This is a genomic window from Massilia sp. TWP1-3-3 (assembly GCF_049897805.1).
Lineage (GTDB): Bacteria > Pseudomonadota > Gammaproteobacteria > Burkholderiales > Burkholderiaceae_D > Telluria_A.
This window is the reverse complement of the sequence record NZ_JAFCWX010000039.1, coordinates 1-22557: the sequence shown is the minus strand read 5'-3', so window position 1 is coordinate 22557 and position 22557 is coordinate 1. Positions and strand designations below refer to the sequence as shown.

Sequence of the window (22557 nt, the reverse complement as noted above, 5' to 3'; positions counted from 1 at the left end):
GCATTGCGTTTTCAAATATGCAATAATATTTGTTGATACAATCACGGGTCGTCGCTGACCCAACCATCATGCGTCTGTACTGTTTATTCCCTATCACTTTTGCCTTGATCACCAGTGCTGCACACGCAGGTATCGAAAACGCCCGGGAAGCGTATGAGCGCAAGGATTACGCCACTGCGCTTGCCGAGTTCCACGTACTTGCCAAGCGTAACGATACCGAGGCCCTGTCGATCCTGTCGATTATGTATCTCAACGGCGAAGGCGTTCCACGGGACGTGCAAAAAGCAATTGAATACGCAACGAAGGCGGTTGAAAAAGGCGACAACGGTGGTCTCAGCTTGCTAGCGGCGATGTACTTGTCTCCCAAAGCGGGGCTACGGGATAGAGCAAAAGGCTTGCAGTATCTTCGCACCGGCGTAGCAAAGGGTGAACTGAACAGCCTCGTTCGTATGGCGGACCTGATGTTGGAAGGTGTGCAAGTTCCCCAGGACTTTGATAGCGCTTTCAACTACTTGGAGAAAGCGGCGAACAGGTACGATTCGGTCCCCGCAGCGCAGGGCCTGGGGCAAATGTACGAATACGGCTTGGGACGGCCCATCGACGAGGCAAAAGCGCTGAAATGGTACCGGTCCGTGCCGAAAACGTCGACTCGCCCGGTATTGGCGGAGATCGCCGGTGTGTAGGTGCGGCAGGCGGCAATCATGGTGCGCAATCCATGCCGTCCGCAAGACCTCGCCGATGCGGTCGCGCTGTATGACGATGCCGTCAAAGCCGGCAATGCCGAAGCAATGAATCGCCTGGGAAAGCTCTACGAAACCGGCAAGGGCGTCGCGCAAAATTATGTTACCGCATCCGTGCTATATGAGCGGGGGGCCGACGCCGGCTCGGCTGGCGCCATATACAGTGGCGCTCTCCTTTTCGAAAAAGGACTGGGGGTCAAGCAGAGCATCAGTGAAGCGATGAACTGGTATCGGGAAGCCGCTGAAGCGGGCCACCCGATGGCGAGCCGGCGCATGGGCAAGGCCTACGATGAAGGCACTGCAGTCGGGATCAATCACGGTTCCGCGGCCAACTGGTATTGCAGAGCCGTCATGAAGGAAGCTGCAATCCTCGCCCACCCTGTTATTGGCCGCAGCGAGCCTGAGCTAGTGCCGGTCCGCCCAGTGGCAGAGCAACTCGCCATGCTTGATCAGTGTCCAGATGACAAATGGGATGATGACCTGGCAGTCGCGCGCGCCATCCTGAGCCGGCAGCTCACGCCCGCCATCAAGGGCGAGGCTGAGCGTCTGTCCAAGAACATGAAAACGACGAACAACATCAGCCAGGTACTTGCCGCGAACCCTTGATCGCACATCGCGCGCCGCGAGCCCGAACAGACTGAAGACCCCGCGTCTGCACCGGTCGGGCCCGGCGCGCACCAGTGTCAATGCGGACGCCGCGCCGGCGAAAATGTGCGCCAGCTTTTCTTGACCGCGGCCTCCCCGCCCTCCGTGCCGCGCGCCAAACAGCGCCTTGCGGGCGATATCGCTTACGGCGCCTGAAATTAGATGCTAGGATGCAAGTATCCTCGCGCCGGTTCAGGATCTAGCAGAAAGGCAAGTGCCAACTGACGCCATCTTCGCAGGCCGGTTGCCGCAGCACCTGTCACTTGGCACGCGGTCTCGCTTGAAGTTGCGCAAAATCTTCCCATCGTATCGCCCGAATCCTCTGTTCTCAAGAAAGTAAGCATGACCAGTTATCGTTTGATGTTGATTGTCCTCCTGGCAGCCGCCGCCGAGACGAATGCCAGTACCTACGTATGGAATCCACAAAAATCGGACAGCGAAAAGCGCATACCCAGGGTAACGCTCTCGAACAAGGCAACGGTGGAGGAAGTCAAGGGTGAGACCATGTTCGATCAATCGATCACGACTAGTACATTGCGCAGCAAACAGAAAACCGTGCTGGTGCACAACGATTTTACGCAAATCGAAGCCGCTTATCCAAATCCTGGCAATGCCTCCGCCGTTTTGGTATCTGACAGTTGCTCGGGGAGTATTTGCGATTGGAAAAATCTGACAATGGTTCTTCCAAGCGGAGGAGAAATCAAGACCTACCGTATTGGCAGCCCAGGCAAGATCACGCTGACGGTGACGGGCGGCCAAGTCGTCGGCGGACAAGCCGATGGCATTCCCGCTGGAGAAGATAAGTATGGAAGCAAAATAACGACGACACGCATGTTTATTCCCGGCGCCGGGTTCGTCGCCTCTGGATTCAAAAACCAGTACGCTAGTCTTGTCGGTGCGCACCCGGATGTCTTTTTTGACGACAAAAATATGCGGGAACCCTTTGCCAAAGCAGTCGGCTTGGATAACTTTCGCGATGTGAGACAGGCGATCAGCGTGGCCAGTCCGGTAACGCTGGTCCAAGGACGTTATATTGTCATGCAGGGCTGCATGCCGCATGATTGCGGTGGTAATTATGCTTTCGTGATGATCGACGCCGTCACGTCCGATTTTTTCTGGGCACGCTTCAATCAGGGAACGAATCGTTATTCTGGCGCCACCCGCAAGATCGATAGCGCCACGATGCGGGACGTTCTTGCCGACGAAGATTTCGGTCAGCGCGAGGACGCGCCGCTCATCATTTCGCCGGCCGGAAAGATCTCATACAAGCCGGCTAAGCATTAAACAAGCATTAACGGCGCGCCACAGGCGCGTCCGCATCCAGCTTTTTCATGGCGTCGGCGACGCCACATTCCAGCCCATGTCCCTGACGAAGTCCTTCGCCAAGTGCCGGTAGCCGGCCACGGTGAAGTGGATCAGATCCTTGGCCATCAAGGGCGGCGACGCTTGCGCCCATTGGTAGGCGTGCCCCTGGCCACCCATCGCATCCTGCATGCTCCATGCAGTGCAGCCGGCGCCTGCCGCCACTTCCGCCTGCACCCGCCCAATTGCAGCGTGGATTTTCGAGAACGCGTACAGATCGACCGCCACGCCGGCGCCGGCAGTTCGGCGTTTGCCGTGCCGATCCCAGACTTTCACTTTCGCTGCGATGCTGCGCAATGCACGGCTTACCGCCCCTTTTTTCTTGCGCAAGTTTTCCGAACGCCGGACCAGCACCCCACGGTCGCCCGGGGCAATTAATATGCAGGCCGCACCCGGAAACACTGTCTTCATATTGCGCACCGAATCGGTGAGCATCGTGCGATAGCTGGAAAGATCGAACGGCTTGCCATTGCCTTCGTTCGTGCCAAATTCAAGCACGACCAGCTGGTATGGACGCTGGGCAAACCAGGTTCTCAGGTAATCAAGATTGGCCAGCTTCCAACTTGCCACCGTGGCACCGGGATAGCCGAACACGTCGAGAACAAACGGCTTGGACTGCGCGGACGACAGCTCGAGGCCATGAAAGCGGAACCGGGCATCGATCAAGCGCAATCGTATTTGCGCCATCGGCCGTTCCGCCACAAGTTCCAGCACCGCCGGACCTGCATTTTCGTGGAGTGTTACTTCCTGTTCGGTATCGCCGTCAACGCTGATGCCCACCACCATCGGGACCTCGGTTTGCTGATACAACAGGCGCACCCGCTCGTAACCAGGCGACTGCGCGTCTTTCCGGACATCCCAGGCCAGGGTGGCGCCGGCCTCATCGCTGAACATGTTCACCAGCGCGGGACCGGGTGCGGCGGCCTGACTGCCGCCCAAGTAGCCCGGCTCATATTTCCATTGCGATGAGACGCACGTTTTGCGCAGTGGCAGGCGCACGCCCGCCTTGCCCATGTTCGCGGGGATCAGGACATTTGGCGCCATGTCTTGCGGCACCTTGAGCAGCTTCACCAGCTCTTCAGTGAAGAAATTTGCGGCCAGGTGGCTGTCGCCCCAGACAGCGATCCGGAAACTGTCGTTCACGGCCACAGGCTTAGGCGATGGCACGGAAGCGGCACCCGGCAGTTCGCCAGTTCCGGGGTCAACCAGTGTCGCGTCCTCAAGCAGGTCCTCGCTGGGAATTTCCATGGGATCGGGGTTTGGCGAGGCCGGGGGGCGTACGGGCGAAGACTTGCCTTCGCAACCCAATTCCTGCAACGGGCTGTGAGCACGGACGGGAACAATCGTTACAGCAGGCAAACGCTGCTGCGCAAACGCATCGATCGGCAGCACACCGATCGAGAGCAATATCAGAAAAAGTGGTGTTCGCATGACAGCCTCCGTGTCGCCAGTAGATATTGGCGAGAATTATGTGATGACATCAATCGACGGGGACGGACACGCCAGCGGCCACCTGGTTGAGGCGGCGCTGCTCTGTTTGCACCTTTTCGATATAGACAGCGCTCGCGGCGCCGCCGCCAAAATAGAAGCGCAAGGCCTTTGCCTCGGACCCGCCCCTAAGCTTGACGCAGTCGCGCAGGATTTCCGCGCCCACCTTCAAACTGACGATCGGATCGATAAAGCTCGACTTGCCGCCATATTTTTCGTAGCGCTTCGCATGAATGACAGGCATTACCTGCATGAGGCCCTGTGCGCCGGCTTCGCTTTGAATATACGGGTGAAAATTTGATTCGATCGCCATGACCGAGATGATCAAATTCGGAGACAGTGCGTAGGCCTTCGAGAGTTTGTCCGCATCGACGATCAGCGCCGCGATCGCCCCCGGCGAAACGCGATATTTGGTGCCCAACCATTGCGCCATTGCCGCCTGGCTCTTCGTTGCCTTGACCGGCTCGGCCGCAACAGGTGATGGATCCGGCTTCGCCGCCACTGCAGGGAAGCCGACGGGCACTGCGGCAGGCACTGCGGCGCCCCCCGCAGGTGCTGCAGCGACTCCGGCAGCGACTTGTACCTTCGGGGCCGTCGCCAGGCCGGGCTCGACAGCTGTGTTGCCGATCCATTTGCCAAGGTGTTCCGGATACGCCAAGGCAAAGACAATCAGCGCCAGCGCCAAGACGCCGATCACTCTCACCAACGTCACTATGTTACGCATTGCAATCATGCCCTACCCTTCACAGTCTTATTGCAGCCCGACCCGTGCACCTGATTGGGCTACGGCACATCCGGCAACATGGGGGCGGAGCGCGCCGGTGCTTCGCCCGATCCGCTCACGCCTACGGCCGTCGGAACGCTGCTCGCCGGCGTGACCAATTTTTCAGCCAGACTGGCGTCCGACACCAGCTCCGGCAACTTGGCAACGGTACCCGGCTCACCACCGGCCGTTACCTGGGCCGCTGCGAGGCGCATGGGACGCGCACCATTTCCGTTTGCCAACATTGTATCGCCCTTTGCCCGGGCGATGACGATTCCACCGGTTGCCAGCTTGATCTGCGCCGTCAGGGCGTGCATGCCTTTCGTTGTCAGGTGTATGCCATCCTTGACGAAGTAGTCGGCGCGACCGGAGGAAACCGCAGCCCAGTTAATCAATTGCACGTTCGGAAATTGCGGCGCCAAGCGTGCGATCATCTCGTTATTTGGCGCTGTCCAACGGCGATTCGCATGCACGTTGATAACAATGACGGCCTTGCGATCCGCCAATTCACCCAACAGGGTCCTGAATTGGGCTTCATCTATATAGCCATTCGTGCCGAGATGCAAGAGTATAGTCGACGCCTTGCCTGACTTGCCGCGCCACTTCTTTACCACCTTCTGTCCCTGGCTTGCCTGGCGCCCCACCTCGGCGTCGACGCGAATGCCTGGGATGGTCTTTGTCAAGTAGCCTCGCGCTCCCAACAGAACCGAGTCCCCGATGGCGTAGATATCATCGCCACCTGCGATCATTTCGCCGTCATCGTCCAAGTCTTCCGGCGCCGGTTCCGGCTGGGCTGCATTCGCCACCTTTGGCGCTTGCACGGGCGCCTCCAGCGCCGTCAGGGTAGGCACTGCTGGCGCATTGTTGGCCAGCACCGGCAGCGCATTGTGAGAAGAGAACAACACCGCGACGATCGACCACGTCGCAAGCGAATAGGCGAAGGTGCTGTTGACAATCCATCCGTTCTTGAGGTTTTTCGGTTTGAAGCGCTTGGAAGTAACTTCTACCCAACGATACATCAGTTCCGAGAGCACGCCCACGCTCGCCAGTGCGCCTGCGAGCACCACCGGATTCGAAAAATCGGGGAAGGCAAGCAATTTCATCCACACGAAAACGAGCCAATGGACGAGGTAGAGCGAGTAGGAGCGCGAACCAAGCCACTGCGCGACCTTGCACCTCAGTAAGCGTGACAGGAAGAACTGCGGGTCGTTCAACGTGCAATAGGCGAGAACGCCAGTAAGCACCGGCACCAACAGAAAACCGCCGTGATACAAGGCCGGACTGGACGGATTCAATGCAAGCATCATATAGCCGAGACAGGCGATGGAAGCACAAGCGGCCATGCGGCACGACCAGCGCACCACTGGCGCCGCGTTTTGCCGGCTCCAGGGGTTCCAGAATGAGGCAAGCGCGGCCCCTGCAAGCAGTCCCATTGCATGGGAGTCAGGTCCAAGGTAAATCCGGTTCTGATCGGCGCTATCAACATTCAAGTCGTACAGGTACCACATCCAGGCGGTGCTGGCGCAGGCCAGCAGGAGCGCCAGCACGCCCACACTCTTTGGTCGGACCCACCTGTGCATGGCGTACGCAAGCGGCGGCCACAGAAGGTAAAACTGCTCTTCCACGGCGAGCGACCAAAGGTGTTTCAGAACACGCGGCGTATCGTCAAAATAGGCTTGCCTTTCAAGGATTTGCCACACGTTTGACGCATACATCAGTGCTGCGGGCACGTCCGCGCTGAACGCGGCGAATGCCGTTTCGGATATAAAAACCGTCAAGGACGCGAGCACCACCAGCGCGAGCACTGGCGGCATCAACCGTTTAAGCCTGCGGAAATAGAAAGCGCGAAATTGAAAATTGCCGCTTTCGCGGTATTCCTTGAGGAGCGTCGCCGTGATGATGAATCCGGAAATGGCGAAAAACACGTCTACGCCAAGAAAACCGGCGTTGAATACTCCCGTAATATCGCAGTGATAGAGAATGACGGAGACCACCGCCAGTGCGCGCAAGCCATCGAGTTCCGCAAAGCGTGGATGACCCTGATTGATGTGAGAGTAAGACATGGATCCATTCAAATTCAGTTTTTATTCAACGGAAAAGCTTGTGCAAACATGTGGCCGCTGACTTGATAACCTTTGGCCGTCAGATGGGTGAGGTCCGGCTGCATCTGTGGCGGTTTCATCGTGGCCCATCGCAGCGCGCTCCCCGGCCCGCCCATTGCCGCTTGCCAGTCCCAGAATTCACAACGGTGTTCCAGTCCAACCTGCTTTTGCACCTGGGCGATCTGACGGTGAACATTTGCGTACTTCAAAGGGTCAAGCGGCCCGGCATTGCCGACGACGCCCCTGTCTGGCGGCCCGATCAAAACGCAGCGTGAGCGCGGATAAAACTGGCGCAGCCGTCTGAGGTTCGCATCCACGTAGCTGACGTAGTTCTGGCGCGAAAAAATGGGACTGGCACCTTCGTTGGTTCCATACTGGACAACGATCAGGCTGTACTGCAGCGCCACTTCGGGAGCCGCTGAAAAAAAACGTTCTCCTGTAGATGACCAGCTACGCAGCAAGCCGCTTGGCACGCTGAACGAATCTACTATTGCCGCGGGCGCGTCCTGGTAGGTGGGCGCGAAACCATGCACGGTGATTTCGCCCGATACGAGGCGGATCCTGAGCGTCGTCATCGGTACATCAGGCTGTATCTGCAGTACCGAACCCGATGACCGGCTTAGGGAAACGAAATTCTCCACGCCCCCGTCGATCGAAACACCGAGCAAAAGCGAACCGTCAGGCGTCGGCTTTTCGTAAAGGAGCGCCAATTGTTTGACACGGGTCGATAAGGAAGGGAACCGGAAGTCGAGGGCGATCGTGTCGCCCAAGGTTCTTGAGCGCATGCTCAGCAACCCTTTTGAAAAACCGGCTTGACTGCGTTTTTCCTTGAGCGCATAGGCGACCTGCCAACCCTTGCTGGCACAGCCGGCTTTGAGCGGAAGTTGCAGGCCCGGCACTGCCATGCCCGCCTGGATGAATGAGGGTACGGCAGATTCTTTCGGCATCCCCGCGCTATTCATCGCGGCCTGCATGAAATCGCGTGCCGACGTCAGGCTATCACCCCAAACGGCGATGGAAACCGCCGGCGCCGGACGCGCGTCCGGGCGGCTGCTGTGGGTGCGCGACGAAAACGAAGCGCCGTTTCGACTTTCCCTGGGCAATGCTGCATCGAGCCGTACGCATTCCTGCGTGGATGCGATGTTTTCCGCCTGAACTGATAACACCCTCATGCCAAGTATCGCTATCCAGAGCGATTGTTTGTTCATAAACTACATTCTTATTCGTCCAGGGATCATCTCCCCACTGATACACAGCACGCGTGGCAATCGCTACACCTATCCACGCGATACGCCAATATCCTCGGAACCTTCAACTACTTGAAACCTCATCATTTACTCGGGGTGCTGGCTAAATCCATTTAAAAACGCATTTTTAAGATGGAAGTTACAGACCAAATTCTCGTCAGCCGTCCCGAACCGATCGTTTAGCCGCTCTACGGATTTTCAAGGCATGGGAATACCATCAACGACATAAAACAAAATTTTCTCGTGCGGCAATTATATTTTATATTTTGTACAAAGAGTGATTAAAGTTTTGTTACCTTTGGTGATAATTCATCAAGCATTCTTATTCAAACCTTCACGCAATTACGCCATAAGAGAACGGGGGCTGAAATTGTCCGCCAACTGCTTGCATCGGCGCTAAAACGTCGCCTCCAATACCGACTCTGCCTGGCACAAGGACTTGACCTCCTGCCTGTTGGCGGCAAAGCGCGCCAGCCGCTGGCGCCATGCGAACGCTGACGGCACGCGCCTTGTTTTAAAAGGAAAAGGTCTTTAGGCGCTGCCATCACCGCTGTGGACTCCGCATGGCGATTTCAAATATGCAATAATATTTATTTAGAAAATCAAGGGTCGTCGCTGCCCCGACCATCACGCGCCTGTCCTGTTTATTGCCTATCACTTCGCGTTGATCACCGATGCTTCACACGCAGGTATCGAAACCGCGCGGAAAGCCTATGAGCGCAAGGATTATGCCGCTGCGCTTTCCGAGTTCAACGTGCTCGCCACCCATAACCATGCCGAGGCCTTGTCCATCCTGTCGATCATGTATCTCAACGGCGAAGGCGTACCTCGGGCCGTGCAAAAAACCATTGGATATGCAACGAAGGCTTATAAGAACGGCGACGATGGCGGTCTGAGCTTGTTAGCCATGATTTGCTTGTCTTTTAAAGCAGGCGTAAGGGATAAAGAAAAAGGCTTGCAATATCTTCGCACCGGCATGGCAAAGGCTGAGCAGAACAGCCTCGAGCATCTGGCGCACCTGTTGGTGGAAGGCTTGGAAGTTTCCCAGGACTTTGACAGCGCCTTTAACTATGACGAAAAGGCGGCGAACAGGTACCAGTCAGTCCCCGCAGCGCAGGCCATGCGAGAGCGGGCCGGCGCTTGGGCATGGCCTCCGATGAAGGCAGCGCAGTCGAGATCAATCATGGTTCCGCGGCCAACTGGAATTGCAGAGCCGTCATGAAGGAGGCGGCAACCTTCGCCAACCCTGTTATTGGCCGCAGCGAGCTTGAGCCGATGCCGGCGCGGCCAGTAACGGAGCAACTCGCCATTCTTGATCAATGTCCGAATGAAAATTGGACAAAGGAACTGGCCGATGGGCGCGGCATCCTGAACCGGCAGCTCACGTCCACCATTCAACGCGAATCTGAGCGCCTGTTCAGGGACATGAAAAAGACGAAAAACATCAGCAAGGTGCTGGCCGCGAACAAGTGATTGCACACTGCGCGCCGCGATCCCGAGCAGTCTGAAATACCTTCGTCTGCAGCCATCGGAATCCTGCGCGCACCAGTGTCAATGCGGACGCCGCGCCGGCGAAAATGTGCGCCAGCTTTTCTTGACCGCGTTCTCCCCGCCCTCCGTGCCACGCGCCAGGAAGCCCTTGACATACGCTGCGCTGCCGCCCAGCGCAGGCTGCTTCTGTTCCAAGGTCGTGAGCAGCTTGTCGGCCACAGCGACGTCGTTCAGTTTGCCAAATTCATCTTGCAAACCCGACAGTCGTTTGATAAAGGCACGCATTTTGGCAGAGGGAAAAAGTGACTTGAAAAACTCGCTGGCATAGCGCGTTTTCTTGGCGGCGATGCGGACCCGGTGCGTCTGTTCGTGCGTTGCTCCATCCAGGCACGCGCCGCGCTTGAGTAGTCGCTTGTGAGACTTGGCCAGCGCCTTGCGGGCGAATTCGCCCACCGGCCGGTCCAGCCGGGAAAGGCTGCGCGCATCGGCGTCGTGGCGCCAGGGCGCACCCAGACGCCATTGGGTCAGCGACAGCTGCAGGCGCGCATAGCGCGGCGATGCAACGGCCTCAGCCGCTGCGCGGCGCGCTTGCTCGCTCTCGTTCAATGCTGCCTGCGTCACCTGGGCAATTTGCGGTGCGACGGGATGCGCCTGCGCCAGGTCGGCCAGCGTGGTGTGGGCCAGTACATCCCAGTCGCGCGCCGTGCCCAGCACTTCGGCAAGCCAATCCATTTCAGCGCGCAGCGGCGGCGGCAAGTCGATCAGGTCCGCCACCAGGCCCAGCGCTGCGCGCAGGCGCCGAAATCCTACCCGCATCTGGTGCAAAGCCTCAATGTCGCAATGGGCGACACCGGGGGCATTGGCTTCAATGTGGGTAATGCAGTTGGCCGCAATCTCCGTAAAGGCGTGCTCCACCGTCATTTTTTTCTTGAGTGCTACAAGCGTAGCTTTGCACGCTGGAAAAGCCTGCGGCGCGAGCAAGGCGTAGCCCCGATCGCCCTTGCTCTGCTCGCCAAATGCGAGCGGCACTTCGTCGAAAAGTTCAAGGGCGAGGTCAAACAAACATGCCACCTCGCCCGATTTTAATTCCAGTTCAACTTCGCAGATCGGGACAGAAGCGCCGTTGGCGCTGATTTCGCCCTGGTCGACCGCGCACTCGACGACGTCACCGTGCGGCAGTTGCAACTGAAAAATTGTGCGGCTGATACGCGTCGAAAAGACGGGGGAAAGCCGGCGCTTCAATTGGCAGGAGTGCAGTAGCGAATGCACCGCGCCATTGCCGGCCTTGTCCAGTTTGCGCAGCAGGGCCAGCGATGGCCGGTTTCCCTTGACCGGCGACTCGAACTCCTCGCGGCTGTGCAAACCCGCGACAGCGCCGTTGCCGACCTTAAACGTTTGCAGGTAGTTGCCGCCGCTCTTGCGCAAGCGCAGCGAGGCATGGCGCGAACGCAGATCGTAGCCGGGGGTGTCGTAATAGGTGTCGGCGATGACGTGTTCGACCGCTGGCGCAGTGGCGTACTTTTGCAGCAAGGGGCTGTTGAGCAGCGTGGCCAAGTCTTCGTGGCGTGCCAATAACTTGATTTCGTTTTCCATGGTTTCTCCGTGGTGGTCTAGTCCGATTCTAAGCCGGTCCCCGCCATGTCGGCGCGATCATGCGGTCCAATGGCGCGCTGCAATCCTATTTCACCTCGTCAATCTCTCCTGCGCTTTCTCATCAACAAAAACGGAACAAAGGTCGAACCATGCGATCTCACCATTAGCAGCATTCCCCGTTTTTACTTGCCAGGAGGCCAAGCAATGCCCATCGATGCACACTGTTTTGCACCACCAAGAACCGATTCCTCGCTTACCTTGCACCGGCAACACGACCAATGCGAGCACAAGATGGCAACCCAGGTACCAACGCGCAAAGAGGTGCGCACGCTGCCGGTCAAGGACCTGCGCGCGATGCTGATCGCCTGGATGGTCCATAGCCCTGCTGAACTTGTTCCCACCAGTGGCCAAATTCACGCAGTGCTCGACATCCTCCTGCAGCGGGACGACGCGCGCGCGCTGGGCGAGTTGCAGACTTTGTGCCGCAACTACATCGAAGGCGCCTGAAGCGGCCAGCTACGTGGCGGCCCCCGCCGTGACGAGGGTGCAGCCGTCACGGTTGTAGCGCGCAGTTACTGCATTCAAGCTGTCGTCTTGGCGTGCCTCGCGCGCGCCTTGTCTGCCGCCTGGAATGCGGTTTTATATTGTTTCCAGTCGGCGAAGACTTGCTTGCGATAGCCCTGCGCATAGGCCAGTAGCGCATGGCGCCAGGCCTTGGCGTTACCGGCGTAAGCAATCAAGGCCTCGGCATCGGCCGCACCCTGGCGTCCGGCGGCGCGCAACTGTCCCCAAGCCAGTACTTCACCCATGTTGCGCATCACTCCCTCAAGGCGCTGCGGCTTTCCACCCCACATGTCGAGCGCCAGCCGGTCTTGCGTTGGTAACAGTTCCTGCAGCACATAGGAGCGCGTGCCGATCGTGACCGCCTCGAGCAGTGCCGGTTCGATCGCCTGGCTCAGGCGCCCGACGGTCGCGACGCGCTGCGCTTCGCTCTCCCAAGCCGGTTGCCGGGCGGGCAAAAAAGGGGTCAGGGCTGATGCAGGGGTGTACTTCAGATCCAGCAAAAAGTTGCCTGCCGACCCGCCCCGGCCACGGACCAGAATCACGTAGCGCTCCAGCCCCAGGCTACCGGTGCCGGCGATGCGCCGTGCAACGTCGAGCACTTTGTAAAACGCAGGCACTGCTTGGCGTTGCGCATAGCCGGTCATGAAGGTCCTTACTTTGTCCCGCTCGTCTTTGGTGACAGGCAAGGATTTTCCCTCGATCAGACGCAACTTGCGCTTTCCCCCAATCAGCTTGGTGCGCTTGTCCAGAAAATCGGCACGACTGCGCGCTTTTACACTCAGTAAAAGTTGCCTCACCATGCCGGTCGCCAAGGGCCGCTCGATCCAGCGCGCCTTGCCCGTAGCAAGTGCGCCAACGTAAGCATCAAGAAAACGGTTGCACAAACCGGTAGCCACGCTGGAATTGACCTCCAGTGCGTCTGCTGCGACCAGCACGCTGACCAAAAAACGGGCCAGTTCCCAGTGCGCCGGCGCCAGCACTGCTTCGCCGAAGTCGTTAATGTCGAAATAGGTCAGCCGGTTATCCCCCTTGTAGCTGCCAAAGTTTTCCAGGTGAAGATCCCCGCTGATCCAGGCCAGCGGCGAGTCGACTTGCGGCAAGGCTTGCGAAAAATCCTGGTAAAACAAGTGGCACGTGCCGCGCAAGAACGAAAACGGGGTCGCTGCCAGCGCCCGGTACTTGAGGCTGACACGCTCTGGCTCACGGTCGGCGTTAAAGGCGGCGACCAGGTGGGCAACATCGCGCTGTGCATACTGATACATTGAAGCGCCTTTCCGGGGAGCCATGTGGGAGTAACAGCCTACACGAGATTCTCACCGCGCTGTTCTATCACCGCAGACCAGCGCGCGACTGCCGTCTTGAGGCGGCGGATTTCAGTCTGGGGCCGGGGATATGACAAGCCGTCATCAAGTTGTCACATTGCAACTTTACACTCTGGATTTCCCATCCGGAGTTGCCGTGTCCATTCGCTTTTCCACCTTGCTCGCCGGTTTAGGCCTCGGCCTCGCCCTCGCCATGTGCCCGCTCGCTCACGCGGGCAAAGCCGTGATCGTCGCCCAGTCGATTGACCTGTCCGGTCCGAACGGCAGCATCGGCCGCGATTACGTGGCGGGCATCACCACCTACTTTGACAGCGTCAACCAGAAAGGCGGCATCAACGGACGCAAGGTCCAGTACCTGGTGCGCGACGACCATGGCGTCGCTGCTGAAGCGGCCGCCAACGTCACCGCCCTGATCAAGGACGACCATGCCGACTACCTGCTCGGCGCCATTGGCAACGACGCCACCCGGGCCATTGCCGCCGCCCCCGCCTTTGCCCAGTCGCACCACGTGCTGTTCGCTCCGCTGGCCGATTCGTCGGCCAGCAGCGACGCCCGCATCGTATTCTGGCGCCCGAGCATCGAGAGCGAACTGCTGTTCCTGCTGTCCTACTTTGAAAAACTCGGCGTCAAACAAGTCGGCATCGCGCTGCAAGCCTCGCCCCAGAACAACCGCGCCTTTCAGTTCCTCTCGGCTGAAATGCACAAGCGCCGCATGACGCTGTCGGGCGTGGCCAACATCGTGCCCAACAAGAAGGGCCTGCAGCAGGAAGCGCTGCGCCTGAGCCAGGCCGGTGCCAAGCTGGTGATCTCGATCGGCGACACCATCGGCTCGGCCCAGTTCCTGCGCGCCTTCCGTGCCTATGATGCGGCCACCTTCGTCGCTGGTACCTCGCTGATCAACCTGACGACGCTAAGCGAAATCGCCGGCGCCCGCGCCACCGAATTTACCGTGTTCTCGCAAGTGGTCCCCAATCCGTCGAGTACGGTGTCGGCGCTGCAGTCCGAACACGTCGAAATGATGAAACGTTTTCGCGACGAACCCGTCTCGTCGGTCACGCTGGAAGGCTTCGCAGTGGCCAAAACGCTGGTGCGGATGATGAAGCCGGACCCGCTCGCCGTCCCGGCAAGCCGCACCCCCATCGACCTGGGCGGCATGACGGTCGTGTCGGCCCAGGGCGGCCAGAACCTGTCGCGCTACGTCGACATCGCCCTCTTCAAGCGCGGCGGCGGGCTGATGTTTTAGCGCATGTTGCCAGAATTCCACACCGATGCACCAGCCTGATGCATCGGTGTGGAATATCGGCGCTTCGTGTTGGTATTTATGCTGTGCGGGTGCATTATTGTATTCAATCAATTTCTATTTTGAGTAAGCCGTACCCACCCACAGGATAAGCAACATGAGACTGGCCAATATGAAAATTGCCGCGCGCCTGGCGCTGCTCGGCGCAATTTTTTTCATCGCTTTAGTCGGCGTGGGGGTGGGCGGCGCCACTGCGCTGAGCCAGGCCAACGCCAACAACCTGGCCGACATGCAGCAGTTGGCCCTGTCCGCCGACGCCATCGATACAGCGCGCAGCGCTCAGGTGCACTTCAAGATCCAGGTTCAGGAATGGAAAAACATCCTGTTGCGTGGCAATGACCCGGCCCAGCTGGAAAAATATACGGCCTCGTTCAAGAAAAGCGGCGCCGTTACGCGCGCCGAACTGGACAAGGTGAACGCCCTGCTCGCCAAGCTGGGCACCAGCACACCCCTGGTGGCCGAGGCGCTCAGCGCGCATGACGAACTGCAGAAAAATTACCTGACGGCGCTGGAAAAATACGACAGCGCCAATGGCGAGAGCTTCAAGCTCGTCGACGCGCTGGTCAAGGGTATGGATCGTCCGCCTACTGCCAAGATCGACCAGATCGTCGGTTTCATCCAGGACCATGCCAAAAAACTGATCGCTGCCAGCATTGTTTCCAATGCCGAGGCGCAGCGAACCTCGAACCTGCAGATTTCCGCTACCGTCGTCGCGACGCTTGCTGTGCTTGGCGTCATCATGGTGTGGCTGGCGCGCAGCATCACCACGCCGCTGAACGAAGCAGTCGCTATCGCGCGCATCGTCGCCGCCGGCGATTTGTCGACCGATATCACGGTGCGCGGCAGCGACGAAATCGGCACCTTGCTCGCCTCGCTCAAGGAAATGCACGACAGCCTGGCCGACATCGTCGCCAAAGTGCGCGTCGGCACCGATGCCATTGCCGTGGCATCGTCAGAAATCGCGCAGGGGAACCTGGACCTGTCAGTCCGTACCGAGGAGCAAGCCAGCTCGCTTGAAGAAACGGCCTCGGCCATGGAACAGCTGACCAGCACCGTGCGCCAAAATGGCGAGAGCGCGGGCCAGGCCACCAGGCTAGCCGGCACCGCGTCCGTGGTGGCCGCGCGCGGAGGCGAGGCTGTGGCTAACGTCATCGCCACCATGGGTTCAATCAATGACTCGTCCAGGAAGATCGTCGACATTATCGGCGTGATCGACGGCATCGCCTTCCAGACCAATATCCTGGCCCTGAACGCGGCCGTCGAGGCGGCGCGCGCGGGCGAACAGGGGCGCGGCTTTGCGGTCGTGGCGTCCGAAGTGCGCAGCCTGGCGCAGCGCTCGGCGGCGGCGGCCAAGGAAATCAAAACGCTGATCGGCGATTCGGTCGAGCAAGTGGCCGCCGGCAGCATTCTGGTGAGCCAGGCCGGCACCACGATGGATGACGTGGTTGCCAGCGTCAAACGCGTCAACGCCATCATTACCGATATTTCCGTGGCCAGCGGCGAGCAGAATGTGGGACTGGACCAGATCAGCCAGGCCATCGCGCAGATGGATGCCGTGACCCAGCAAAATGCCGCGCTGGTGGAGCAAGCCGCTGCCGCGGCCGAATCGATGAAGCACCAGGCCGCCAGCCTGAAGGAAGCGGTCAGCGTGTTCAAGATTCACGAGCGTTATGTGGCGCCGGTGCCCACGCCCCTTGGCGCCGCCGCGCGCCGGCGCGCGCCGCTGCGCCGCGCTGCGCTGCGCGCGCCCGCGCCCCAAGAGCGGGAATGGGAAGAACTGTAGGGCGATCCGCGCGGCCGCTGTTGCGCCCTCGCCTGCTGCGGCTGCCGCGTTTGCGCTACATCAACCCAGCGCGCCGCTGTCATCGTCCTGTCACTACGGCGCCCTAGTATCGGGAGGCATTACCCCCTCTGCAGCGAGACCACCATGCCACGTTTTCCCCGCGTCGCTTTTCCCCGCGTCGCTTTTTCCCGCGTTGATATCCCCCGCCTCTCCATCCTGCTCGCCGCGCTGGGGGCTTGCACCATCGTTGCCCTGTACGCCGGCGCGGGCAGCGCCAAACCAATGGCCCAATGGAATATGCTCGACATCGCCGCCGAAGGCAGCATAGCGCTGATGGCCTGCGCCTGGTTCGTCATTGTGCTACGCAGCCGCCCCCAGGGGCGTGCCACTACGCTGCTCGCCTGCGGCCTGGCGGGCCTGATGCTGGGCACGCTGGCACACTGCATGGACGCGCTGTTCAGCGTCGCAGTTGGTCAGCACTGGCACCACCTGGTCGACAGCGGCATCACCCTTGCCGGCATGGCGGGCCTGACCTGGGGCCTGCTGTCGTGGCGCAAGGAACAGTTAAAGGTGTCCGAGCATACGCAAAAGCGCGAACATCTATTTCGCGGCCACCGCTCGTTCGACCACCTGACACAGGTGGCAGACGCCGACTACCTGCGCGATCAACTGGGCATCGCCTACGCCAGCGGCAAAGGCGACTGCAGCATCCTGATGCTCGATATCGACAGCTTCCACCTCGTCAACCGGGACTACGGCCAGCGCGAAGGCGACCGGGTGCTGCAGGCTGTTACCCACGTCCTGCTGCTCAACCTGCGCAGCACCGATTTGCTGTGCCGCTACGCCGGCGACCGCTTCGCCGTGCTGTTGCCGCACACTCCCGCCGACATCGCGCAAGCGTTGGGGCACCAGCTGCGGCGCGCCGTCGGCAGCCTGCGCCACCACACGCAGCACAGCGGCCAGCCGCTCATGCCTACCGTGCGCTACACGTTTCGCAGCGTCGATGCCGAGCCGCGCCAACTGCTCAAGGAACTGAACCGGTCGCTGGAGCGGCGCATGCCGTACCAGCAAGGATCTGACGACGCGAGCGGTGTTGCGGTCGCCATTTGACGCACCACGGCGGCTTCAAAGTTCGGCACTGTCAATGGTCTTCGGCGCGCGCCTCCACGCGCCGCTTGTACAGCGCGCGCACATGCTTTCCGACAAGCACGGGAAGATAGTCGACAACCGCGGCGCCAGCTGCCATGCGCAGCAACTCGCACTGGTACACGCCCGCGATTTCCTCGAACGGCCTGCCAACCTCATCGCAAATGGCCTGGATGCTCGCTACGTGCCGCTGCAGGGTTGATGCGCTACGCTCCACGGGCAACAAGTGCGTGGCCCGCCTCCCATCCGCCATGATCGGCATCATCGCAGCCTCCAGAACTTATGCTCGTTAGTCGTAAGAGCGTTTTTCAAGCGCCTTGGTTCAACTGAGCTGCCAAAACTTCAGACGGCCTGAGCAATTTGCACCCGTTCCGTCCCACCGGCGCGCTGCGGAGTCGTCCTTGCCGCGCTCGGCAATTGCGCATGTCATTTGTCTGTCATGTCGATTAGTTAATATTCACTGCGAGCACAGGAGAGCCCACATGGACCAACCATCTTCATCTGTTCCGGGCCGCCTGCGGCTGCGGTTCACGCAACTCAAGCAGCAAACAGCACAGCTCGACAGCATGGCGGCCGCGCTGCACGCCATCGACGGCGTGCAGGCGGTGGAAACCAACGCGCCGTCTGGCAGCCTGCTGATCAACTACGCAGCGGCCAGCGGCAAGACGACGCAGTTCTGGGATCAGGTGGAAGCGGTGCTGCTGGCACACCAGTTGCTGCTCGACCCGCGTCCGCTGGGACGCCAGCGCCAGGACGGCCCGGGCCACAATGGTGGCCGGGGCGAGCACCCCGCCACGCCGGCCACCAGATCGGCCACATGCATTGGCACGGACAGCGACTTGCTGCCCCCGGCCCGCCAGCACCAGCGCAAAGCGGCGCCCCGTCGGCCCCTGCGGCAGGCCGCCGCCTTGTGCTCGTTTGCACTACTGGCGGCGATGCTGGCGTGAACGGTGAGCAATGAAAGCGGAGCGCTTGCCTGGCCTGACGGCCAGCGCTGCGGCAAGGCTTGACAAGTCAAGCCTTGCCGGCCCGCACGACCAGCTTACTTTGCCATCTTGTGCAATGCGCCGCCCTGCTGCACAAAGCCCGGCAAGTCTGCCGCATCGACCGCAAATACAAAGAACAGGTTTGGATTGTCCTTGCCCGCCGGATGGCCCGTATCGGTGACGGTGCCGATAAAGTCATTGTCGTTCGACATGAACAGCGTATGTTTGGCAACGCCGCCAACCGCCACGTCCGGTCCAAACGCCAGGCCCTCCAGCTTGGCGGGAATGTCGCGCACGGCCACGCCGGCAGCGCTGAGCGAGTGCACCACGTCGAGAAACAAGGATTTGCCTACCGCATAACGCGCCAGGTTGGCGTTGCCCGCCACGCCGTCGACTACGGGCGCGCTGGCCAGATCGATGCGATAGATCATTTTATAGACGGCCTTGGAGTCGTCGCCCAAGCCTTTGCCGTCACGCTCGTCGACCAGGAATTCGTGGTCGTTGATCGCCACGATGTCGCTCACGGTGGGATACTTCGGCTTGGCGGCGGTGCCGATGTTGGTCAATGGATAGGCATGCTGGAGCACGGCGCCGGTGCCGATATCGATGGTGACGATGCGCGTATAGCCCCCGCCCACGCCGCCGTCCTGGGCCAGCGGACTTTGCATGATGCCGACCAGTTTCTTGCCGTCCGGCGTAATGGCCAGGCCTTCCATGCCCTTGTTGGCCACCCGGCCCATCAGATTGCTGGCAATTTCAGTGTCGCCCTGGGCGCTGAGGTGATTGACCGCAAACTCTGCCGGCAGCGCGAACACGCGCAGGCGTTTGCCGGTCTGTCGGTGAAATTCATAGACGTAGGGACCGTATTCGTCGCTGATGTAGACATGCTGGCCGTCGTTTGACAAGCGCACGCCTTCCGGATCGAAACGGCCATTGCCGGCATGGGTGGAGGCACGCGCCGGATCGAAATTATCGGAGCGGCCACTGAAGTAGTAGCCCTTGTGCTTGCGGTTCAGCGCAGGGGCGCCGCCATCAGCATAGAACAGCGGTGTTTTGCTCGACAGCAGCGTGGTCTCGAGCAGGGTCGCACTGAGCGTGAACGGTAAAGCGGCCCCGGGGGCGCTGGCCTTGAGCGCCAGGCTGAGCGTGTGGAAACGGGGAATGTAGGACGTGGTGTGGTCGACCGCGCCGTTGTACGGATTGGCATTCGGGCCGCGGTCCGGCACCGCAATAAAACGCTCGCCTCCGGCATACGCCAGGCCCGAGCCGACGCCGCCCAGCAAGTTGCCGGCGACGCCGCTTTCCAGCAGGCCGGCAGTGGCGCTCGCGCGGTCGGCGCCATGGCCGTTGATGCTGCCGATGGCGATCAGTTGGACGCCGGCCTGCGCGGCCGGCATGGAAAACAGTGCCGCGAGCAGCGCCGCTAGCAAGGGAGTAATTTTCACGGGGCATCCTCATCAAGTTGGAGCTTCATGCTAGCGCTGCCGTGTGACGGGGCAATTACAAAACGATATCGAAATGGGAGGGGCCGACGGAGAAAAAATCCCGCGCCGAGCGGCGCGGGAAAAGGGGGAGCGTGCTACATACCCGTGAAGACAGGAGCAATGATGACAAAGAGATGTGACGGCGAAATGACCGCGAAGAAAAATTTTTATCCGCTTGCCGCTGTCATTTGCGCGTCATAGAAAGTGCTTAACATCGTCGTGTTGGAAAGCGCCGCATCCTGGCGCGCCGACAGCTTTGTCCGGTCGGCTCAAGTATCGGCACCAGATTCGCAAGTGGAGGATTCGATGACGCGTGAAAATAATTTCCGCACCGACCAGAACACGGCCGAACACATCGCGGAAGCACTCAAACTACAGGCCCAATACAGCTTTGACTATGCCAAGCGGCATGTAATGTCCCTCGGCGCCGCGTCCCAGCTGGCATTGCGTATGCTGGCCATCGGCTACCAGCGGCGCGCGCGCACCAGCGCCACCGGCACGCGAGGGAGTGCCTGATGCCCAGCAAATCGTTTGCCATTGGCAGCGTCGTCTTCGGGCTCCTCTGGGCCACTTTTTTCTATCCGCCCGGTCCCAAGCGCATCAAGCCGCTGGTCGTCGTGCAACAGATCGCGCAGGCGCGTTAGCCAGATCGCGCAGGCGCGTTAGCGCCACCTTGCCGTGTCATGGGCGCGTCATACGGGCGCGCTACGATTGCCGCGCCGGCCCTGTCCGGTTCCTTCGCACGTCCCTCACTCTTTCAACAAAAATACAACGACCTCAATGACATTTACCCTTTCCCGGCTTTCTCTCGGCGCCTTCCTGTTGGCGGCCAGTTTCAGCGCCAGTGCCGCCCTGCCCGCCCAGCCTAAACTGGTGGTCGTCCTGGTCGTCGACGGCCTGCCCAACGAGCAAGTGCAGCGTTACCGCGAGCAGTTCTCGGCGGGTGGCTTCAACCGCCTGCTGCGCCAGGGCGCCTCGTACAGCAACGCACACCAGGCCCATGGCGTGACCGTCACTGCGGTCGGCCACGCGGCGATCCTGACGGGCGCCTACCCCTACCAGCACGGCGTGATCGGCAATAACTGGATCGATCCCGCGACCCGCAAACCGGTGTACTGCACCGAAGACACTGCCTACACCTATCTGGGCGAAGACACCAAGCCGGCCGACGGCACCTCGCCGTCGAAGCTGAAGGTGGGCACGCTGGGCGACGAAATGCGCTATGCGAGCGGCAACCGCGCCAAGGTGATTGCCGTGTCCGGCAAGGACCGCGGCGCGATCCTGCTGGCCGGCAAAAGCGGCACCGCCTACATGTATATGGAAAAAAGCGGCAACTTTGCCAGCAGCAGCTATTACATGGCTGCGCACCCAGAATGGGTCCAGCACTACCAGCAAGCCAAAGGGCAGGACCGCTACTACGGCAAATCGTGGACGCCGCTGTTGGCCGACAGCGCCTACGCGCAAGACGCCGACGACGCGCTGTATGCCGGCATTGAAGGCGTAGGCCAGCGCTTTCGATTCACGCACTACAGCGAAACGGGCAGCATCGATGCCGACTACTACACGCGCCTGAAAACCACGCCCGTCCTCGATGAATTGACGCTGGCGTTTGCGCGCGCCGCCATCGAAGGCGAAAACCTGGGCCGCAATAGCGCCGGCGTGGCCGACCTGCTGGCCGTGAGCTTGTCCGCCCATGACTACATCAACCACGCCTTCGGCCCCGAGAGCAAAATGTCGCACGACCACCTGCAGCGGCTGGACCGCATGCTGGCCGGTTTTTTCGGCTACCTCGATCAGCGCGTAGGCGCCGGCAATGTGCTGGTGGTCCTGACCGCCGACCATGGTTTTCCGAATACGCCGGAGTTTGCCAAAGCGGCGCATCTGGACGCGGGCCGCATCGACGGCGACAAACTGGCCGCCGTCCTCGACGCCCATTTAACTGCCACGCACGGGGTGGCAAAACTGGTGGCGGCAACGTCGCTGCCGAACATTCACCTCGACTATGCGCTGGCCGCCAAGGCGGGCTTGCGGCGCGACGAGCTGGAACACAGTGCCGCCCGTTTCCTGCTGGGCCAGGCTGGCGTGGCCGAGGTGTTCACTCGCACCGAGTTCGAAGCCGGCCTGCCTGCCACGCGCCTGGGAACGCTGATGCAGCGCGCGTGGAACCGCCAACTGTCGGGCGACCTGATGTTGGTGACCAAGCCATACTGGCACTTTAGCGGGGGCAAGAGCCTCACCTCGCACGGCTCGCCCTACGCCTACGACACGAATGTCCCGCTGCTGCTGATGGGACCGCAATGGATCCGCCCGGGCAGCCAGGCATCGTACGCCGAGGTGGTGGACATTGCGCCAACGCTGGCGCACCTGCTGCGCCTGCGCCCGCCTGCGGCCTCCGAAGGCCGGGTACTGACCGAAGCGCTGCGCTAGTGTCCTGAGTTGAAAGTTCGTTGCTTATAAATGTTCCGAAATCGCCGAGAGACAAGGAACAAAAGCGGAGCAAGGCCGAGGCCTTGCGAGCATTTTTGACGCAGTATCGCGGCG

General features: G+C 60.4%; 21 protein-coding genes. 13 read left to right on the top strand and 8 right to left on the bottom strand.

The window, feature by feature from the left end; all coding sequences use genetic code 11:
* The first annotated feature begins 68 nt into the window (after window positions 1–68).
* The 3 genes from ACP7D4_RS25115 (at window position 69) to ACP7D4_RS25105 (ending at window position 2669) form a co-directional block, all read left to right on the top strand.
* Window positions 69–683: a tetratricopeptide repeat protein gene (locus ACP7D4_RS25115; protein WP_426211978.1), complete on the top strand. Its 615-nt coding sequence runs from the start codon at window positions 69–71 to the stop codon at window positions 681–683.
* Window positions 684–701: 18 nt separating this feature from the next.
* The gene (locus ACP7D4_RS25110; RefSeq protein WP_426211977.1) at window positions 702–1346 is read left to right on the top strand and encodes a tetratricopeptide repeat protein; all 645 of its coding nucleotides are present in this window, start codon (window positions 702–704) and stop codon (window positions 1344–1346) included.
* A gap of 381 nt (window positions 1347–1727) precedes the next feature.
* Window positions 1728–2669: a hypothetical protein gene (locus tag ACP7D4_RS25105; protein WP_426211976.1), complete on the top strand. Its 942-nt coding sequence runs from the start codon at window positions 1728–1730 to the stop codon at window positions 2667–2669.
* A 45-nt stretch (window positions 2670–2714) separates the two neighbouring features.
* Here ACP7D4_RS25105 and ACP7D4_RS25100 read toward each other — a convergent pair whose 3' ends face one another.
* From ACP7D4_RS25100 to ACP7D4_RS25085, 4 genes are read right to left on the bottom strand one after another with little or no spacing between them, the layout of a single operon-like run.
* On the bottom strand, window positions 2715–4178 hold the full coding sequence (locus ACP7D4_RS25100; protein ID WP_426211974.1) for a hypothetical protein: 1464 nt from the start codon (window positions 4176–4178) through the stop codon (window positions 2715–2717).
* 49 nt (window positions 4179–4227) lie between these two features.
* The gene (locus ACP7D4_RS25095) at window positions 4228–4968 is read right to left on the bottom strand and encodes a transglycosylase SLT domain-containing protein (protein ID WP_426211972.1); all 741 of its coding nucleotides are present in this window, start codon (window positions 4966–4968) and stop codon (window positions 4228–4230) included.
* A gap of 50 nt (window positions 4969–5018) precedes the next feature.
* Window positions 5019–7061 carry an acyltransferase family protein gene (locus ACP7D4_RS25090; protein WP_426211970.1) on the bottom strand — a complete coding sequence of 681 codons (2043 nt, stop codon included), beginning with the start codon at window positions 7059–7061 and terminating at the stop codon, window positions 5019–5021.
* A gap of 14 nt (window positions 7062–7075) precedes the next feature.
* On the bottom strand, window positions 7076–8308 hold the full coding sequence (locus ACP7D4_RS25085) for a GDSL-type esterase/lipase family protein (RefSeq protein ID WP_426211968.1): 1233 nt from the start codon (window positions 8306–8308) through the stop codon (window positions 7076–7078).
* Window positions 8309–9011: 703 nt separating this feature from the next.
* Here ACP7D4_RS25085 and ACP7D4_RS25080 point away from each other — a divergent pair.
* A complete protein-coding gene (locus tag ACP7D4_RS25080) occupies window positions 9012–9569 on the top strand; it encodes a tetratricopeptide repeat protein (protein ID WP_426211967.1) in 558 nt (185 codons plus the stop codon).
* Window positions 9566–9820, top strand: coding sequence for a hypothetical protein (locus ACP7D4_RS25075; protein WP_426211965.1), 255 nt, complete (start codon window positions 9566–9568; stop codon window positions 9818–9820). Before ACP7D4_RS25080 ends, ACP7D4_RS25075 begins: the two co-directional genes overlap by 4 nt.
* A 78-nt stretch (window positions 9821–9898) precedes the next feature.
* On the opposite strand, the gene ACP7D4_RS25070 is transcribed toward ACP7D4_RS25075, so the two are convergent.
* Window positions 9899–11431, bottom strand: coding sequence for a CHAD domain-containing protein (locus tag ACP7D4_RS25070; RefSeq protein WP_426107574.1), 1533 nt, complete (start codon window positions 11429–11431; stop codon window positions 9899–9901).
* Between the two features lie 291 nt (window positions 11432–11722).
* On the opposite strand from ACP7D4_RS25070, the gene ACP7D4_RS25065 reads away from it, so the two are divergent.
* A complete protein-coding gene (locus ACP7D4_RS25065; RefSeq protein WP_426107573.1) occupies window positions 11723–11938 on the top strand; it encodes a hypothetical protein in 216 nt (71 codons plus the stop codon).
* Window positions 11939–12012: 74 nt separating this feature from the next.
* Here ACP7D4_RS25065 and ACP7D4_RS25060 read toward each other — a convergent pair whose 3' ends face one another.
* A complete protein-coding gene (locus tag ACP7D4_RS25060) occupies window positions 12013–13257 on the bottom strand; it encodes a DUF2252 domain-containing protein (protein WP_426107572.1) in 1245 nt (414 codons plus the stop codon).
* A 196-nt stretch (window positions 13258–13453) separates the two neighbouring features.
* Between ACP7D4_RS25060 and ACP7D4_RS25055 the strand changes: the two genes are divergently transcribed.
* From ACP7D4_RS25055 to ACP7D4_RS25045, 3 genes are all read left to right on the top strand, one after another.
* The gene (locus ACP7D4_RS25055; protein ID WP_426211964.1) at window positions 13454–14560 is read left to right on the top strand and encodes an ABC transporter substrate-binding protein; all 1107 of its coding nucleotides are present in this window, start codon (window positions 13454–13456) and stop codon (window positions 14558–14560) included.
* 154 nt (window positions 14561–14714) lie between these two features.
* Window positions 14715–16400 (top strand): methyl-accepting chemotaxis protein, encoded by a 1686-nt coding sequence (locus ACP7D4_RS25050; protein WP_426211962.1) that lies wholly within the window; start codon window positions 14715–14717, stop codon window positions 16398–16400.
* A gap of 144 nt (window positions 16401–16544) precedes the next feature.
* A complete protein-coding gene (locus ACP7D4_RS25045) occupies window positions 16545–17510 on the top strand; it encodes a GGDEF domain-containing protein (protein ID WP_426211961.1) in 966 nt (321 codons plus the stop codon).
* Between the two features lie 31 nt (window positions 17511–17541).
* Here the strand turns inward: ACP7D4_RS25045 and ACP7D4_RS25040 are convergent, their stop codons facing one another.
* Window positions 17542–17811, bottom strand: a complete 270-nt coding sequence (locus ACP7D4_RS25040) for a DUF3562 domain-containing protein (RefSeq protein ID WP_426107568.1) — start codon at window positions 17809–17811, stop codon at window positions 17542–17544.
* Between the two features lie 217 nt (window positions 17812–18028).
* On the opposite strand from ACP7D4_RS25040, the gene ACP7D4_RS25035 reads away from it, so the two are divergent.
* Window positions 18029–18493 carry an HMA2 domain-containing protein gene (locus ACP7D4_RS25035; RefSeq protein WP_426211959.1) on the top strand — a complete coding sequence of 155 codons (465 nt, stop codon included), beginning with the start codon at window positions 18029–18031 and terminating at the stop codon, window positions 18491–18493.
* 95 nt (window positions 18494–18588) lie between these two features.
* Here the strand turns inward: ACP7D4_RS25035 and ACP7D4_RS25030 are convergent, their stop codons facing one another.
* The gene (locus ACP7D4_RS25030; protein ID WP_426211958.1) at window positions 18589–19977 is read right to left on the bottom strand and encodes an esterase-like activity of phytase family protein; all 1389 of its coding nucleotides are present in this window, start codon (window positions 19975–19977) and stop codon (window positions 18589–18591) included.
* Window positions 19978–20322: 345 nt separating this feature from the next.
* Between ACP7D4_RS25030 and ACP7D4_RS25025 the strand changes: the two genes are divergently transcribed.
* The 3 genes from ACP7D4_RS25025 (at window position 20323) to ACP7D4_RS25015 (ending at window position 22443) form a co-directional block, all read left to right on the top strand.
* Window positions 20323–20532, top strand: a complete 210-nt coding sequence (locus tag ACP7D4_RS25025; RefSeq protein WP_426211956.1) for a hypothetical protein — start codon at window positions 20323–20325, stop codon at window positions 20530–20532.
* Complete coding sequence (locus ACP7D4_RS25020; protein ID WP_426107564.1) at window positions 20532–20660, top strand: hypothetical protein; 129 nt, start codon at window positions 20532–20534, stop codon at window positions 20658–20660. The genes ACP7D4_RS25025 and ACP7D4_RS25020 overlap by 1 nt, the downstream gene beginning before the upstream one ends.
* 136 nt (window positions 20661–20796) lie before the next feature.
* The gene (locus ACP7D4_RS25015) at window positions 20797–22443 is read left to right on the top strand and encodes an alkaline phosphatase family protein (RefSeq protein ID WP_426211955.1); all 1647 of its coding nucleotides are present in this window, start codon (window positions 20797–20799) and stop codon (window positions 22441–22443) included.
* Window positions 22444–22557 lie beyond the last annotated feature (114 nt).

What these genes read in the sequence shown, in the direction of transcription:
- ACP7D4_RS25040 (WP_426107568.1), bottom strand. Translation starts at nt 17,811, where the DNA reads ATGATGCCGATCATGGCGGATGGGAGGCGGGCCACGCACTTGTTGCCC.
- ACP7D4_RS25020 (WP_426107564.1), top strand. Translation starts at nt 20,532, where the DNA reads ATGCCCAGCAAATCGTTTGCCATTGGCAGCGTCGTCTTCGGGCTCCTC.
- ACP7D4_RS25025 (WP_426211956.1), top strand. Translation starts at nt 20,323, where the DNA reads ATGACGCGTGAAAATAATTTCCGCACCGACCAGAACACGGCCGAACAC.
- ACP7D4_RS25105 (WP_426211976.1), top strand. Translation starts at nt 1,728, where the DNA reads ATGACCAGTTATCGTTTGATGTTGATTGTCCTCCTGGCAGCCGCCGCC.
- ACP7D4_RS25045 (WP_426211961.1), top strand. Translation starts at nt 16,545, where the DNA reads ATGCCACGTTTTCCCCGCGTCGCTTTTCCCCGCGTCGCTTTTTCCCGC.
- ACP7D4_RS25050 (WP_426211962.1), top strand. Translation starts at nt 14,715, where the DNA reads ATGAGACTGGCCAATATGAAAATTGCCGCGCGCCTGGCGCTGCTCGGC.
- ACP7D4_RS25065 (WP_426107573.1), top strand. Translation starts at nt 11,723, where the DNA reads ATGGCAACCCAGGTACCAACGCGCAAAGAGGTGCGCACGCTGCCGGTC.
- ACP7D4_RS25075 (WP_426211965.1), top strand. Translation starts at nt 9,566, where the DNA reads ATGAAGGAGGCGGCAACCTTCGCCAACCCTGTTATTGGCCGCAGCGAG.
- ACP7D4_RS25095 (WP_426211972.1), bottom strand. Translation starts at nt 4,968, where the DNA reads ATGATTGCAATGCGTAACATAGTGACGTTGGTGAGAGTGATCGGCGTC.
- ACP7D4_RS25090 (WP_426211970.1), bottom strand. Translation starts at nt 7,061, where the DNA reads ATGTCTTACTCTCACATCAATCAGGGTCATCCACGCTTTGCGGAACTC.
- ACP7D4_RS25115 (WP_426211978.1), top strand. Translation starts at nt 69, where the DNA reads ATGCGTCTGTACTGTTTATTCCCTATCACTTTTGCCTTGATCACCAGT.
- ACP7D4_RS25085 (WP_426211968.1), bottom strand. Translation starts at nt 8,308, where the DNA reads ATGAACAAACAATCGCTCTGGATAGCGATACTTGGCATGAGGGTGTTA.
- ACP7D4_RS25110 (WP_426211977.1), top strand. Translation starts at nt 702, where the DNA reads ATGGTGCGCAATCCATGCCGTCCGCAAGACCTCGCCGATGCGGTCGCG.
- ACP7D4_RS25100 (WP_426211974.1), bottom strand. Translation starts at nt 4,178, where the DNA reads ATGCGAACACCACTTTTTCTGATATTGCTCTCGATCGGTGTGCTGCCG.
- ACP7D4_RS25035 (WP_426211959.1), top strand. Translation starts at nt 18,029, where the DNA reads ATGGACCAACCATCTTCATCTGTTCCGGGCCGCCTGCGGCTGCGGTTC.
- ACP7D4_RS25070 (WP_426107574.1), bottom strand. Translation starts at nt 11,431, where the DNA reads ATGGAAAACGAAATCAAGTTATTGGCACGCCACGAAGACTTGGCCACG.
- ACP7D4_RS25060 (WP_426107572.1), bottom strand. Translation starts at nt 13,257, where the DNA reads ATGTATCAGTATGCACAGCGCGATGTTGCCCACCTGGTCGCCGCCTTT.
- ACP7D4_RS25015 (WP_426211955.1), top strand. Translation starts at nt 20,797, where the DNA reads ATGACATTTACCCTTTCCCGGCTTTCTCTCGGCGCCTTCCTGTTGGCG.